14 protein-coding genes are annotated in these 14,948 nt (G+C 55.7%); 5 read left to right on the top strand and 9 right to left on the bottom strand.

The features are described from left to right. The first annotated feature begins 38 nt into the window (after positions 1–38). Positions 39–911 (top strand): hypothetical protein, encoded by an 873-nt coding sequence (locus M0G74_RS14605; RefSeq protein WP_248219083.1) that lies wholly within the window; start codon positions 39–41, stop codon positions 909–911. 331 nt (positions 912–1,242) lie between these two features. Here the strand turns inward: M0G74_RS14605 and M0G74_RS14600 are convergent, their stop codons facing one another. Further along, on the bottom strand, positions 1,243–1,686 hold the full coding sequence (locus M0G74_RS14600; protein ID WP_248219082.1) for a hypothetical protein: 444 nt from the start codon (positions 1,684–1,686) through the stop codon (positions 1,243–1,245). 349 nt (positions 1,687–2,035) lie between these two features. On the opposite strand from M0G74_RS14600, the gene M0G74_RS14595 reads away from it, so the two are divergent. Together M0G74_RS14595 and M0G74_RS14590 are read left to right on the top strand one after the other, a co-directional pair. Continuing rightward, positions 2,036–2,506: a methylglyoxal synthase gene (locus M0G74_RS14595; RefSeq protein WP_248219081.1), complete on the top strand. Its 471-nt coding sequence runs from the start codon at positions 2,036–2,038 to the stop codon at positions 2,504–2,506. 166 nt (positions 2,507–2,672) lie between these two features. Further along, entirely contained in the window at positions 2,673–3,098 is a 426-nt protein-coding gene (locus M0G74_RS14590; RefSeq protein WP_160154467.1) for a biopolymer transporter ExbD, read from the top strand. 190 nt (positions 3,099–3,288) lie between these two features. Here the strand turns inward: M0G74_RS14590 and M0G74_RS14585 are convergent, their stop codons facing one another. Continuing rightward, positions 3,289–4,071 carry a tryptophan 2,3-dioxygenase family protein gene (locus M0G74_RS14585; RefSeq protein WP_248219076.1) on the bottom strand — a complete coding sequence of 261 codons (783 nt, stop codon included), beginning with the start codon at positions 4,069–4,071 and terminating at the stop codon, positions 3,289–3,291. A 333-nt stretch (positions 4,072–4,404) separates the two neighbouring features. On the opposite strand from M0G74_RS14585, the gene M0G74_RS14580 reads away from it, so the two are divergent. Next, complete coding sequence (locus M0G74_RS14580; RefSeq protein WP_160154465.1) at positions 4,405–5,196, top strand: enoyl-CoA hydratase; 792 nt, start codon at positions 4,405–4,407, stop codon at positions 5,194–5,196. Positions 5,197–5,596: 400 nt separating this feature from the next. Next, a complete protein-coding gene (locus M0G74_RS14575; RefSeq protein ID WP_248219075.1) occupies positions 5,597–7,564 on the top strand; it encodes a diguanylate cyclase in 1,968 nt (655 codons plus the stop codon). 106 nt (positions 7,565–7,670) lie between these two features. Here the strand turns inward: M0G74_RS14575 and M0G74_RS14570 are convergent, their stop codons facing one another. The 7 genes from M0G74_RS14570 to M0G74_RS14540 all read right to left on the bottom strand — a co-directional run bounded on the left by M0G74_RS14570 (position 7,671) and on the right by M0G74_RS14540 (position 14,919). Next, the gene (locus M0G74_RS14570) at positions 7,671–9,122 is read right to left on the bottom strand and encodes a M48 family metalloprotease (RefSeq protein ID WP_248219074.1); all 1,452 of its coding nucleotides are present in this window, start codon (positions 9,120–9,122) and stop codon (positions 7,671–7,673) included. Positions 9,123–9,165: 43 nt separating this feature from the next. Further along, on the bottom strand, positions 9,166–9,840 hold the full coding sequence (locus M0G74_RS14565) for a hypothetical protein (protein WP_248219072.1): 675 nt from the start codon (positions 9,838–9,840) through the stop codon (positions 9,166–9,168). Positions 9,841–9,914: 74 nt separating this feature from the next. Beyond that, the gene (locus tag M0G74_RS14560; protein ID WP_248219070.1) at positions 9,915–10,589 is read right to left on the bottom strand and encodes a hypothetical protein; all 675 of its coding nucleotides are present in this window, start codon (positions 10,587–10,589) and stop codon (positions 9,915–9,917) included. A 58-nt stretch (positions 10,590–10,647) separates the two neighbouring features. Beyond that, positions 10,648–11,652 carry a vWA domain-containing protein gene (locus M0G74_RS14555; protein WP_248219069.1) on the bottom strand — a complete coding sequence of 335 codons (1,005 nt, stop codon included), beginning with the start codon at positions 11,650–11,652 and terminating at the stop codon, positions 10,648–10,650. Further along, positions 11,649–12,731: a vWA domain-containing protein gene (locus M0G74_RS14550; protein ID WP_248219067.1), complete on the bottom strand. Its 1,083-nt coding sequence runs from the start codon at positions 12,729–12,731 to the stop codon at positions 11,649–11,651. Before M0G74_RS14550 ends, M0G74_RS14555 begins: the two co-directional genes overlap by 4 nt. Continuing rightward, entirely contained in the window at positions 12,721–14,025 is a 1,305-nt protein-coding gene (locus tag M0G74_RS14545; protein ID WP_160154460.1) for a hypothetical protein, read from the bottom strand. The genes M0G74_RS14550 and M0G74_RS14545 overlap by 11 nt, the downstream gene beginning before the upstream one ends. 99 nt (positions 14,026–14,124) lie before the next feature. Continuing rightward, entirely contained in the window at positions 14,125–14,919 is a 795-nt protein-coding gene (locus M0G74_RS14540; RefSeq protein ID WP_160154459.1) for a MotA/TolQ/ExbB proton channel family protein, read from the bottom strand. Positions 14,920–14,948 lie beyond the last annotated feature (29 nt).

Here is a 14,948-nt window from a genome sequence, read left to right as displayed (position 1 = left end):
CTTGAATGCAAGTGTTTTAGGGGCGTTTTTACTCTGTAATGAATAAATTTAAGGCTTTTTTTACCTTTCTTGCGTTTATTTGGTTAATGAGCTGTGGATTTCTGGCTATTCACGGCTTTTTATCGGATTCGCGCGGTGTCAGCAACGCAGCCTGGTTTGGGTTATTAATTAATAGCTGGGCACTGCCCGTATGGATGTTGCTGCGTTATCGGTTTAGCGGAAACTTTACTGGTGATATCCGTGAATCGGGCGCTTTTACCGCGGTACTGCTGGGGTTGGCTATTGTATTGCTGACAGATACCGAGCGCGGATGGCCGATTTATCTGGCGATCTTCAACCTGTTTGTTTTATTGATCTATCTCTACCACCTGAGCGCCTTGTCGCACCCGACACTGCCCGCAGTGAATTCACTTTTCCCCTCGCTTGGGATTGTCGGCTCGGGTGAAGGAGTGCCTGAAGGCGTGAGTGAAAATGAGGAAAAAGAGCACTGGCAGGCTGTGGACTATTGTCGCGAAAATCAATTGTCGGGTGTGCTGCTGGTATTTTTGCGGGGCAGCTACTGTGCTGACAGTCGTAATCAGGTGCACCATTTGCGCGCTTTGTTGCCAGAACTTCAGCGGCGGAATGTCGGCCTGGTGTTCTGGAGTACACAGCCGGTGAGGAAGTGGTCGCAGAGTTTGCTTGGCCTGAACGTTGGACAATTGTCGGGGGCGGACACGCAAAATGCTCCTTTTGTCACCCGGTGTGGGGCGCCGTTTCTGTTACAGCCGTGGATTCGGGATGCAGCCCGCCCCAGTGCCTGGTTGCTTGATGCCGAGGGATATATTCTCTGGCGGGAGTTGTCGGTGAACTACCGGGTGCCGGTTACGGCGGAATCCCTGCGAAGCCAGCTCTTCCGCGTTGAAGACTAGTGCGGCTAATGGGGCCTTGTGGAGGTTGGTGAGAAGTCGTATTCAGGTAGTAAGGAGTGATACAGCAGCGAGTCGAAATGGCGATGGGAGAATTGCTATCGACAGCGATGTAAAGCCGAAGTGTTTAATACCTTGATAGCTCACAACCTTGAGGGTCCACAGCGCCAGGTATCAAGACACGCGGTATTAAACCGAGCGCTCAAAAGCCGACACCGATAAAAGGCACCGATAACTGGCACCTATAACTGGCACCAAGAAAAAAGGCGTATCGTGTATCGCGATACGCCTTTTCTGTTTTCCTTCTGCTCTTCCGGCTGGCCTAGAGAGAAAGCTAGAGAGGACCGTAAGGCAGGTAGCGGTTATCGGAGTGCTCTCGCAACCAGAGTAATTGCGCTCGAGCCAGTGGCGCCTTGCGCTGGCGCAGGGCTTTGGCAAGCGGTATCACCGGCGATTCGGCACCACCCTGCCAATCCGGCAGTTGCATTTCTGCGAGGGTGAAAAACCGGATCAGGCTCCAGATTTGTGCATCTTCCCAGTGGGCGGCTTCTTCCAGCCACTGGTTTGCCGCCAGCCCCGCCAGCCAGTTAGCGTTACGCAGTGAGGCTTCGAAGCCGGTCAGATCGGGCGCGCCCAGATCTGGATCAGTGGCTGCCTCGGCCTTTGCGCCGACGGCTTCCATCGCATGCATAATCTGCTGCAACAGTGATTGGTCGATTTCCTTTCGCGATTGATCGTTGGAAGCTTGATTAGCTGGCTCCCAGGCGCCGACACTCATAATCACTCCTATATATGAAGGCATAGCCGTTGGTTGGTGGCGGATTATACCCGCAGGCAGGTTTGCGTGCTGTCGCCGGGTACCCTTGGTGTTTTTGGGTGGTGTTATCGGTTGGTGTTATCGGTTGGTGTTATCGAGTAACTGTGCCCTTAACGCCGCGATGTTCACCTCAAATTGCTGCGCTGATACCGCGGCCAGCACGGAAATTCACCGAGTTAATAATACCGAGATGGATGGCGGGCGCGGAATTTAGCATAATCCCCCATATTCTTGCGGGTTTTCGGTCAGGTCTGTGGCGGCTGACCCGGAGGGGGACATCTGAGTTAACCATTATTTCCTTGGGGGTTACGTGGATTACATAGATCAGCCGATTGCCGCGCGCAAGCGCATTGCACTGGTGGCACACGACAACCGCAAGGCGGGCCTGATCGAGTGGTGCCGCAAACATCGGGGAACCCTGGAGCAGCATCAGCTGCTGGGTACCGGTACTACCGGGAGCCAGATAGAGGCTGCTACCGATATGGTGGTGGAGAAGCTGTTCAGCGGCCCCATGGGCGGGGACCAGCAGTTGGGCGCCAAAATTTGTCAGGGAGAAGTGGATATCCTTATCTTTTTCTGGGATCCCTTTGAGCCCATGCCCCATGACCCGGACGTCAAAGCGTTGCTGCGTATCGCAGCGGTGTGGAATATTCCGGTGGCCTGTAATGCCAGCAGTGCGGATATGATGATCCATTCCGAGCTGATGACGCGCAGTTTTTCCCGGCAAGTACCTGACTATCAGGGCTATCTGGCCGCCCGGAAAGGGGAATTGGCTGTTTGATTTTTAAGCTTCTCCGTTGAGGCTTATGGCTAAGTTATTGATTTTTATGGGGTAAATTTGGCGCGAAAAGGTTGCACTTGCATTGATGGCCATTTCCCGGCAATCTTCCCCACCTGATTAGACCGGGTAACCGGCGAATTCGTATTAAAAAACTGTACGGTGTTTTATGAGTAGACGACGCGGTAAGGCCGTAGAAGAAGAAAAGGCCGATATTGATCTGACGCCCATGCTGGACGTCGTGTTCATCATGTTGATCTTCTTCATCGTGACGGCATCCTTCGTAAAAGAGAAGGCGCTGGACGTAAACGTGCCCGATCCTAATGAGACTGAAAACACGCCGCCGAATCCGGACAAGCAGAACATCCTGCTGACCGTGAATTCAGCTGACGAGATCTGGATGGGTGCCAACCGTATCGACAGCCGTGCAGTACGTGCCCGTATTGCCCAGCTCTTTGCGGAAAACCCGCAGGCGATCGTGATTGTACGCGCGCACAACAAGTCCAGCGCGGACACTTATGTCACCATCGCTGACGCCGCGAAAGAGGTGAACCCGAATATTCAGGTTTCACTGGTACCTTACGAAGACAAATAAGTTTTTACAGGTCCCGCTTCTCGCAGAAAAAAGCCAGCTTAATGCTGGCTTTTTTTGTGCCTGATTTTTCGCTCTAGAAGTTTGTTCTAGAAGTTTGTTCTAGATGTTTCGGCTAGTAGTGCTGTAGCAGGCCCGTCCTGGCCCCGCCCGGCGAAGCTTTCGCCGGGCGGGGCCAGGAGTTGAGTAGGGCTCAGAGTTCTGAGCGAATGGCCCAGAGATCCGGGAATACCGGCTTGAACAGGGTGGTCTGCAGGTAGCCTACGCCGCTGGAGCCGCCGGTGCCCATTTTGCTACCGATGGTGCGCTCGACCATCTTCACATGCCGGTAGCGCCATTGCTGCAGGGAGGTATCGATATCTACCAGGGCTTCGCAGATGTCACTGACCAGGGGGTCGTTGCGGTAGACGTCGATTAGAACCTTCTGTACTGCGTGTGATGGCGGGGCAACCTGGCTAAAGTCGCGGTTCAGTTCGGCGTCTGGTATCTCGTGCCCCTCGTGGCTGAGGAAGCGCAGGAATGCGTCCCACAGGGTCGGGGCATTCAGACGTTTCTGCAAGCGCTGGTAGTGCTCAGAGCCCGGCTCGTAGTTGCTGAGCTTCTTTGCATCCTTGGCGCCATACAAGAACTCCAGCTCGCGAAACTGGTAGGACTGGAAGCCGCTGGCAGTGGACAGGCGATCGCGGAAGGACGAGAACTCCAGCGGCGTCAGCGTCTCCAGGATATCGACCTGTTGAATCAGGGTGCGGTAAATGGCATCCACACGCTTGAGGGTGTGTAGCGCCCGGTTGCGTTCGCCAGCGTTGAACAGGCGCACCAGGAAGTCGAGTTCGTGCAGTAATTGCTTGAACCACAGCTCGTAGCTCTGGTGAATAACGATAAACAGCAGTTCATCGTGCTCCGGCCCCTCGGACAGGGGGTGCTGGCATTGCAGCAGTTCATCAACTTTCAGGTAGGAGCTGTATGTGACCGTCATGGCTGGCGTATTCCTGTTTGACACCCCGACCGAAATGTCTGTACCGGTATCAGGGGTTTTGTGAATCTGAATTTGCTTAAAATTGCATAACCTTGGCCGCATTATAAGGTCTAGCTGTGCCTTATTGGAAAAGCAGTTTTCGGTCGAATACCTTAGCTTGAGTACCCAGGTCCCTTCCAATCCGTAACCCAAAATGATCGATTCGGACCTCGTGCTAGAGGGTAGGGTGGCTACACTAGACACCACTACAGAGATGACCGGCTTGTGCAGCCTGGTTTCATCGCAACAGACGTCACACAGACAGAGATAACGACAGAATACGCGGAGCCCCTTATGCAGAGCACATGTGCAGAAATTCAGGCCCAGGTTACCGATCGGGTACTGGAGATCACCATCAATCGCCCCGAGCGCAAGAATGCACTGACCATGGCGATGTACTCGGCGATGGCAGATCTACTGAACAGCGCCGCCACCGACCCGGGGATTCGGGTCGTGATCCTTACCGGGACCCACAGTGGCACCGGCGGTATGTTTACCAGCGGCAATGACCTGACGGATTTCCTCGGTGGATCTGCCAGTGGTGAGGAATCTCCGGTTTTCCAGTTTATGAAGGCGCTGTATGAATTCCCCAAGCCGGTGATCGCTGCGGTCAGTGGCGTCGCGGTAGGCATTGGCACCACATTGCTGCTGCACTGTGATTTATCCATTGCCGATGACAAGGCGATTTTCCAGATGCCTTTTGTGAATCTGGGTCTCTGCCCGGAGTACGCCTCCAGCTTCCTGCTGCCTCGTATCATGGGGCACGCCAAAGCCTCGGAATTGCTGCTGCTGGGTAAAAAGTTCGATGCCCAGACGGCAGCGGATGTGAATATTTGCAATGAGGTGGTCTATTCCGGAGAAGCGCTGGGACGGGCTCGTGAATACGCGCGGGAGCTGGTCACCAAGGCGCCAGAAGCGGTGCGCCTGACCAAAAAGCTGCTGCGCCAAGGTACCTTTGAAAAGGGAATAGAGGTTATCCGCGAGGAGGCGGGTCACTTCCAGGCGCGGCTGCAGTCCGCGGAATTTCGCGAGGCGGCCACCGCATTCATGGAGAAACGGCCTGCAGATTTCTCCAAGTTTGACTGAATGCGCTCTAGTAACAGGGTGCTATTGGTTGCGTTATGAGCAATAGCGCAATCCGCATCGAACAGAATTGTTAGACCTTAAAAGGCTGCCGCAAGGCGGCCTTTTTTCTTTATATGGAAACCTTGTGGCATTTATTTCCAATAATTTGAACTGGTTTGGGTTTTTGTGGCTTGTTAATGGCCGGGTAGCTATTTTACTGTTACAAAACGGACATGATTATCAATTCGCGAATCGGGTACACTCCTAGCTGTTTGGCCACAATCCGCCGGTGGCTCCGCTGACGATATGTACTGAAAGACGATATGTACGGTAAATAGGTTCAGCAAATAAGATCCAAAACGGTCGGTGCTTCTAATTCGCATTCGCGCAGGTGTTCTGCCGCAACCTGGCTTTCAGGACCATGAATACAGAAATTCGCTTCCCCTTTTCTCTGTCCGCAATACCCCTGATCCTGTGTGTCTCACTGTGCCTGTCCGTGCTGCTCATGCCTGCAGTGACCGTGGGACAAGTGGTTACGGATACCCAGTTTGGGGCAGCGGTTACCGACATCCGCACCCTGGAGAACGGCAGCCAGCGCACCGGGCAGGCGGCCATCTGGCATGATGCCAGCGATCGGGCAGGCCTGGAGGACGCACAGCGGGCTCTGGCGGCAGGCGACTTCCAGCCGTTGAACAGTGCCGGGTCCACCGGGCTGAAAAAGGGGAGTTACTGGTCCTACTTTGTACTCCGGAACACCACGGCAGAAAGTGTCACGCTGAACCTGGAATATGTGGATCACCAGCTCATTCACCTGCAGGCCTACGCACAGCGTGGGCCGGCCGCGGAAAATTCCAGTTTTGCTGAAATTGCGCGTATGGATATGGGGGCCCCTTTTGCCACGCGACCGGTGTTTCACAATCGCTTTGTGGTGCCGGTTACCATGGCCCCTGCGGAATCCATGGCTTTTCTGGTGCGTTTTGACTCGGAAGAGGCCGGCTTTGTGTTCCCGTCCATGCGAATCTGGACACCGGAGCAGCTGAACAAGGTCCATACCGGAGAAACGGCAATCCTGTCGTTTCTGTTCGGAGGAATTGCCCTGATTTCCATTTTTGCCCTGATCGTAGGTCTCACCACCGGGGAAATCAGCTTCTTTGCGTATTTTGGTTACGGTCTATCGAAAATCGTCGCCTGGGGCACAATTCTCGGGTTTACCCATCAATACGTGATTCAGAATGAGTTCCACTGGAGCTATATGTCGGCTGCTGGTGCGGTCAGTATTCTCAGTGGTGTGATTTTTGATCGCCTGTTCCTCCAGACCCGCAAATATACCCCGAAGCTGGATTACATCCCGATTCTGATGATCATTAATGCCGGGGTGCTGCTGTTCAGTGCCTTGCTGCAGATCAAAGCAGTAGCACTGATCAGTATTACCCTGGCACTGTTGCTCTACCCTGCGGTTACCGTGATCGCACTGGTGCGCTGGCGGCAGGGCTCCAGTGAAGCGGTGGTATTTGCTGTGGGCTGGACACTGTTGCTGTCCGGGCTCTTCTACCAGGCCCTGCGGGATCTGGGCTATGTCGAGCACAACCTGGTGAATTACTACCTGCCGCCGCTGAGCTCCTTTATCGAGATGATCACGATCATGGCCGCGATGGGAATCAAGTTACGCCGTTTACGCATGCAGGGGCTGGAGTCTGAGCGACAGTACCGCCGCCACCTGGAGCAGTCGAAGGTCAAGCTCGAAGGGCTGGTGCGCGCGCGAACAGAGGAGCTGGAAAAAGCCAAGCAGCGGGCCGAGCTGGAAGCGCGAACCGACCCTCTCACCGGGATCCGCAATCGCCGCAGCTTTCTTGAGGACGCGGCACTTTGTGCCAAGCGGGCCGTGCGCAAGGGAGAGCCGGTCAGTTTGTTGATGTTTGATATCGACCACTTCAAAGCCATCAATGACAACCACGGCCACGGCCACGGCATTGGCGATGAGGCCCTGCGGGAGTTCAGCCGTACCATCCAGACCAAAATTCGCGAAACCGATGTCTTTGGACGTTTGGGCGGGGAGGAGTTTGCCCTGCTGATTACCGAGACCAAGCCGGATTCGCTGCACACCGCGGAGCGTTTGCGGGACAACATTGCCGCCATTCGTCTGGAGTGTCCGGCGGGCAGCCTGCAGTTTACCTCCAGTATCGGCGTGGCCCACGGCGATGGCTTGGAGAGCGGCAAGGCAGACACTGTGTATAGCATCGAGCAGTTGCTTCGCCAGGCCGATCACGCGCTCTACTGCGCGAAAGAGCGCGGGCGGAACACGGTAGTGGAATATACCCCGGAGAGTGCCGGTACAGCGGCAGAAACGGGGCGTGTGGTGACTGGTGTCGTCCATCCCGAGCCGGCTTGAAGATGCTGGTCGATTAGGCGGGCAATCTTGAAAATCATCCGTTACAAAAAAAGGGGCAGCCAATTTGGCTGCCCCTTTTTTTTGACCAATCGCGGTAGGTAACTTGCTATTGAACAATCTTGATCCACTCACCGGCTTTGGGTTCGCCACGGGGGTAGTAACCATTCAGCAACCGTAACTGCTCTTCCGCGTATTCGCCGATTTCCATATGGCGAGCGAGGGAAGAAAAGGTGGTTTTATCATTGGCCTGCACATAGCGCACCCGCTTGATATCCGGTTGCACCACATCCGTTTTGCGCAGTGGACGGAAGCTGCGAATACTGGTCAGGAACAGGTTGTCGTATTGGGAGGCCGCCTCGGTATCTTTGGGTTTTTCATTCACCTTGCCCTCCAGAATATACTGGCGGCTGCCGTAAAAAAGAACGGCGACACGGTCCGGCGTATCGGCATTTTCCAGCGGCAACTTTCCGGTATGCCCCTCCAGTTGATACTGGTTGAGCGCCTCATCTTGTTCCAGGGTGCGTACATCGTAGACACCGCGCAGGGCCATATCCGCAGGCTGATTGCCATCCCGCTTCGCGACCTTGATGGTGATACTCGCGGATTTATCGGGGGCAGTACCCACGATTGCACTGCGTTGGTTTTCTACCGCCCACCCCTCGGGGAACAGCAGCGAGAAGCCAAGGCTTTTGTGATTGAAGCGATTCTTTTCACTCTCCTGCACATTGGTACCGTACACCAGGCCTTCGGTTTTCTCGCGGTAGTATTCCACCTTGGTAATTTTCTTGTCTTCCGGCAGGTCTCCTGCGGCCTCGACCACTTCCCGCAGGCGGATGTCGTTGCGGGGGTGGGAGGAGAAAACGCCGTGGTAGGTCGTCTGTTTTTTGCCTTCTACACGTGCGCGGCGGCGGGCAAAGGTTTCCTGATCCTTGAGCAGGGCGATCACATTGATCATGGATTGGGGATCGTAGCCGGCATTGTAGAGATACTGGGCGCCGAAGCGGTCTGCTTCCAGCTCCATATCGCGACCGTAGCCCTTGACGGCGGCGGTGCTCCACAGGTTGGTTACATCACCTACCACACCACTACCGGTCACCAGCACTGAGAGTACCGAGGCAACCCCGGCGCCGGTGGCAGCGGTTTTCTGACGCACCGCGTGGCGGGCGGTAATATGCCCCACCTCATGGGCGAGAACCGCGGCCATTTCTGCTTCTGACTGCAGATAGGTCAGCAGTCCGCGGTTGATATAGACATAGCCGCCGGGCAGTGCGAAAGCGTTGATGTCCTGGCTGTCGATGATGGTGAAGTGGTAGGTAAGGTCGGGCCTGTCACTGGCCTTGGCAACCTTTTGCCCAACGTGCTCCACATAGGCCGTAAGAATAGGGTCATTGTAAACCGGGGTGCTGGCAATCAGCTTCTCGTGCATTTCGCGCCCGATCTTGATTTCCTTTTCTTCCGACATCAATACCAGGTCCGGCCGGTTGGTGGCTGGATTAAATGCGCAGCCAGCTGCAGTTGCCAGCAGGATGGCTGCCAGTAGTTTATTGAGTGTGTGCATCTGGGGCTCCTGTCGTTATTGTCTCCAGTGAGGGGGCGCCGCGTTAGCGGCTGGCGGATTGTGGTGGCAGCAAAAATTCCTGCAGCTGTGCCGCCATGCCTTTGCAGGCATTGTTTTGAACCCGTGCAATCAGCGGGATAGGTACGACAATGGCGGGCATATAGGAGGTGCCCTGGGCATCGGCGCTGATTTTTCCGGACAACTCCTGGTCGCGGAAATCCCAAACCGACGCTTCGTAATCGGATTCCTTGTCCCAGGTGCCGAAACCGAAACAGCCGGCGCCTGCAGTACCAATAGAGCAACCGATGGAGCCGGCACTGGACGTGGTCTCGGTGGAACCGTCAATCCAGACAATGTATTTCACCCCGTATTTCTCCATGCGATCGCGCACATCAGGATTATCCATCAAGCGACTCAGGGATTTGATGTGCATGGGCGCGGTGCGCGGCTCAAACCAGGGGTAGAGTGCGTCCACAAACTGCTGTTCGGGAATGATATTGACCCCGGCCTTGGGGTTGTGGAGGGTATTGCCCACACAGGAAATCAGGTCTGGTTCGGTTTCGTAATCACTGGAATGACGGCGACCGAGAATTACCACGGAATCTCCCAGCGCCAGCTCGCCGGAACTGCGGCGGTACTCATCGATTACCACGGTGGTACAACCACTGCTAAACAAAGCCAGCAGGGATAGGGAAAACATCAGGGTCAGAAACTTCACCGGTAGACTCCTTGGAACCTTGTTCCATTTTCGAGTGAGAAGTGGGCCGTTACCGCGCACCTCTCAATATGCCGTTACTCGTTAATTTCCGTTTGCATGCTCAGGGCGCGCTGCTTATCGGCAATAAATGCCTGTAGTTCCGGCACCCGGTTAAAGCCCGTGTACAGGGTCGCACCCGCATCCCGCAGGGCTACATTGATGGCCTGCGCCAGTGCAGCCTCCTGTGACTTGAGGAAGGCGGTAGGGGTTTTTCCGTAGGCGGTGATCACCCATTCGGCCACAGAGTCGCCCTGCTGGTTGTAGGCGTGCATATCGTATTTGATCCACACCTCGAAAATATTGACCCGGGTTTCCCGCGGCATGGTGAATTGCAGTTCGCGCACCTCCGGCACAATGACCAGGTCCAGTCCTTGTGGGAGATTAGAAGGATACTGGGCGAGATTGATGGTCTCTTTAAACATGGAACCGAGTACGGTTTCGAACAGGTTTTTCTGTGCGCGCCCGGTGTCGATGTTCCACTCATCGCGGTCATCGCGATTTTCGCTATAGGTGAATTTGCGGAAGTCATCGCTCAGGTAGACGCCCACCGTCAGTGGGTGAGGGCTGCCGATGGGTGCGGGAAATTCGCCGTCGACGGCAACGGTGTGCGCGCAGGCCGCCAGTAAGATCGACAGCAGTGCTAGGCTTGCCAGTCGGCCGAGCCGGGTTGTTTTATTGATCGCGCCAAGTCCATTTAACAAGCGATTCATGATGAGCTCCAGGGCTTCTCTCTGGGGTTGCTGGCAACCCCTTTTCAATTGCATCCCGCTAACGGAAGTCGTTCAGTCCTACAAAGGTGCCGCCATTGCGATAGGTCAGCTCACGCATCAGGGCGGCAAACCGCAGGCCGGTGGTCTGCAGGTGTAGCGGCCGTGAAAACTGGATCGGGAAGCCGATGGCGTGAATGCGTACCATGCGTTCGTTTTCGCCCCGCTGTGCATTCACCCGGTCTACCGCCATCATCACGTTGCGGATCGATTTACCGGTAAACTCGTCACCCAGTACATAGATGCTGATTTTTTTGTTGGGGTCGTAAAAAGTTCTGACCGCTTTCTGGATGCCTTCCACCGGGCTGGAATTACTGAATGGGTTCCAGGAGCGCAGGCGATCGAGTACTGCCTTGCGGCGTCCGGGTGTATCCGGAATCCACTTGTTGCGATAATTGGAGAACATATAGTCCCCCATATCGTTCATCACCTGGATGCCCTTGACGTTGGGATAGAGGTTCAGGGTGTTGACCATCTCCTCGATCATGCGGTCCCAGCCGTAGTTGAACATACTGCCGGAGGTGTCGATGATGAACAGCACATACTCGCTATCCACCGGGATACCACCGATGACATTGTTCTTGCGCTGGTAGTTCTCTCCCAGCAACCGCTTCATTTCCTCGGTCATGCTTTGCAGGGCGATGGTCAGTTCGCCTTTCAGTTTGCCTTCTTCACTTTCGCCCTCGGTTTTTCTGGCGTACAGGGCGTGCAGGGTTTCCAGTTCGCCTTTCAGTTTGGCGATGCGTTTGGTTTCTATATCCAGCTGCTCTTTTTTGGCATTGAGATCCCGGTTGAGGATGGTGGTCTCGCCGCGAATTTCCGCCAGTTGTTCCTGTAGTTCCTGTACCTGGCCGTCCAGGTCAATTTCCGCTTCCTCAAGCACGATGGGTTCAACGGTTTTGGCGATCATCAGCAGCAAAACGATGGCGCCAAACCCACAGCAGATGACGTCGAGGAAAGAGATGCTGAACTCTTCCTGTTGCCGCTTGTTGCGTCTCTTGCTCATGGCCAGTCCTTTGAGGGTGCGAGGAAAGAGCCCTGGGTTTCCATGGCCAGCTTCCAGTATTCACTGGCGGCGAAGGGGTCGCCTTCCATGGGGGCCAGGATCACATTGACCGGAATACTCTTGGGCAGTGCCTTGACCGCGCTGCGGAATAACTTGAGGCGCTCCTTGCCGGAAATTGTGTTGCCGCGGGGTGCTTTGAGCCCCTGTGTCGGCAGACCGTCGGTGATCAGGATGATATTATCCGGCAGTGGCGACATGCTGTTCACGGCGTTAAAAATCCGCTCCAGGCTGGTGCCTTTTTCCGGGACTACGGTGTCGAGGGCCTTGATCGCGTTGTCCATTTGCCCACGGTCGTCCACATTCAGCCAGCGGTCTTCGGTACCGACGATGGCGGCGCGAAACCCGGTATTGAAAGTGTAGATCTGGTACTGGCTGTCTTGTGGAAACTGCGACACCAGCCAGGACACTGTCTGTTTAGCGCGACGCCATTTTTCCGTGTCCCGTTTTACCGCGTCCGACATATTGCGCGTGCGGATCACCTTGATCAGTTCATCCCCCAGCATACTGGCGGAAGAATCCAGCAATATCAGGATACGATCGCCGCCGAGGCGCAACCCGGTGAGGTATTGGCGGTCGCCATCGCCGACAAATTTGCGCACATTGTTGCCGAGCTTTTTGTTTTCTTCTTCCAGTTGTTTTTTCGCCTGTTCAAGCTTCTTCAGCTTGTCCTGTAGGCGCGCAATATCCATTTCATCGGTACTGCTATCGACTTCGGCGATGTTGCCTTTAACCTCTTCAATCTGCTCCATGATGCGTCGCGCCAGCCCTTGGGTAGTGGCCAGTTCGTCGCTGGTGGTGTCCAGGGTGTTACGCGCCAGCACCATGTGCTCGCGGCCGAACTGGACTTCTTCCTGCAGCAGGTTCACTTCTGCCGACAGGTCCAGGTTTTCAGCTTCGATGTCGTGGTCGGAGCCGTGTTTGATGATCAGGAAGATCAATGCTACGGCGCCGAAGCCGCAGGACATGATGTCCAGGAACGACAGGCTGAAGGTGGTAAACCGCCGGTTTTTACGCGCCATAGTGCTCCACACTGATCGCAGTAATTACGTCTTCAAAGTTCGCCACGCCGATGCGATCCCCTGCGGTGAGGTTGACGGGGGCGGCAATCTGCTCGCCGTTCAACATCAGCTCTGCGCCCGCATCGACCCGCAGGGCAAGGCGCCCGGCATGATTGGTGATGGTGGCTGCGGGGTGGCTGGGGGGCGTTGGCGTGACATTGAATTTCCCTTCCTGCCAGCTCACAAACAGCGGTTGCTGTGCCGCAAGGGCGCGATGGCCGTAGAGCAGGTGGGTGGCACCGGCCTCCGCGGCGGCATTCACCTGAATGGCAATTTCGTCGGCGGGTGCCGCGCTCACTACCGTAACCAGGCGCAGGTTGCCACTGTCGCTGTGAATTTCCTGCCAGCGCTGTTCTATCGCTTGAGCCACGGCATTGTGGGGCAACAGGTGAATGCGCTCTGCCAGTTGCGCGCCGCCGGGAATTTCCGCCCAGCGGTGTGAAACGAATACCACGCTGTTGGATTCCGCGAGATTTTCAATCATCGCGCGTACCCGGGACAGAATCGGCGTGCTCGCGTCCTGTAACTGGCGCAGGCTGACCTTGGCCGTGCGATCATCCAGTTCCGCCATCACCTCGCCCTGGCGCATGGCTTTGGCAATCCACTGGGGGAGCATGTCGTACAGTTGCTGTTCGGCTTCTGCAGAGTGCAGGGGGTCGAAGCGACACTGCATGATGAAGGCATCGGTAAAAATTCGAGCCCAGGCCTCTTGAAAGTGCTGCAGGCCGGCGTCGGTAACGGTTTCTGCAATATCCAATTCCGCTTGCTCGTGTACCGCAATGCGACTGACCAGCGTCTGGTGGCGGTGTAGTTCAATATGCAGGTGAATCCCCCGCGGTGCGCAACTGCCGATACAGGCGGTGGCGGTATCCACCAGAGCTACTGAGTTGAACGGACTTTCTTTCACCACGCCAAGCAGTAGCGCCAGCTGTTCCCGGGTAAAGTTGCCGGGTACTGCCAGGGCAATTTCATCCGGCAGGTCGCACAGGCCGGCGATTTCTTTCAGGTGGCAGAAGGCCAGGTCTGCATGATGGCGGCAACCAGAGTTGTCGGACTTTACCGACTCCAGGCTGAGACGGCGCCAGAACTGGTGATTGACTTGTGTGGGGTGGCTGCGGGCGCGCATCAGTGCGGCGGTGCCGGTTAAAATTTCGCGGTTGTTGATGATGGCTACCCCGGGGCTCTCCACCACTTCGTTGGTGCCATCAAAAATACGCAGGCCGCAGTCGTTGATTTCCAGTACACCTTTGCTCATGGGAGCTCCTGTTTAAGTGCCGGGTATCCGTTTCCCTGGATACCTGCGGATTGTTCCGGGGGGCGTTTCAGGTCGCCGTAATCGTGTTCGCCTCTGGCGTTAGCTGACTTTCAAAAAGCGCAGCAGTTTGTTGTCACAATAATTTTGGGTATCCAGCACCAGGCGTTCCTGCATCAGTTGCAGCTGGTGGGTAAAGAACATGATCACGATACTGATCACCAGGGCGATAAACGTGGAGTTGAAGGCCACACCCAGGCTCACGGTTACCCCGGCGATATCGCCCTCTACCGCGCGGTGTGCTTGCGCCAGTGCCTCGCCGATACCGCGTACGGTGCCGATGAACCCGATGGAGGGGATGGCCCAGGTGATGTAGCGCACCATGGCCAGCTCGCTGTCGAGGCGATCCCCTTCGGTTTCACATACCTCTTTTACCGAGTTGGAAACGGCGGCCACATTGCGCGTTGAACCGAATCGCTGCAGTGCGGTGAGCAGTGCGCGGGGAAGCAGAAAATTGCGCTCCTCTTCCGGCAAGGCCTGTATCGGTCGCGATAGATCCCGGGCATCTTCCGGCAGGATGGGGGTTCCCTCGCTCACATTCAGCAGTGCCTGGTCCAGCAGCTTGCGTTCGCGCATGCTGCGCCGGGCCTTCAAGCCCATAATGGCCATGGCCCAGAGCATCAGCACGAAACAGGCCTCCTGTTCGTAGTCGCGCATCACGATGTACAGCGAGCGCTGCTGTATGTAGGTCTCTCCGGCCTCTTCCCGGGCCATCTGCTCTGCGATCAGTGCATCGGCGTTGGGGCGGATAATGGCAACGTAAATGGCGTGTACCAGGATGATGGCCCCGAGCAGGGCAAACAGCTGGAAGACAAAATCTGAAGATTTGAATTTCATGGGATTTCCCGCTTTTTTGTAGGGCCATT

It is taken from the genome of Microbulbifer sp. CAU 1566 (assembly GCF_023156515.1).
In the GTDB taxonomy this organism is placed as follows: Bacteria; Pseudomonadota; Gammaproteobacteria; order Pseudomonadales; family Cellvibrionaceae; genus Microbulbifer.
The sequence above is the reverse complement of the archived record's forward strand: the minus strand, read 5'-3'. Positions and strand labels throughout refer to the sequence as shown.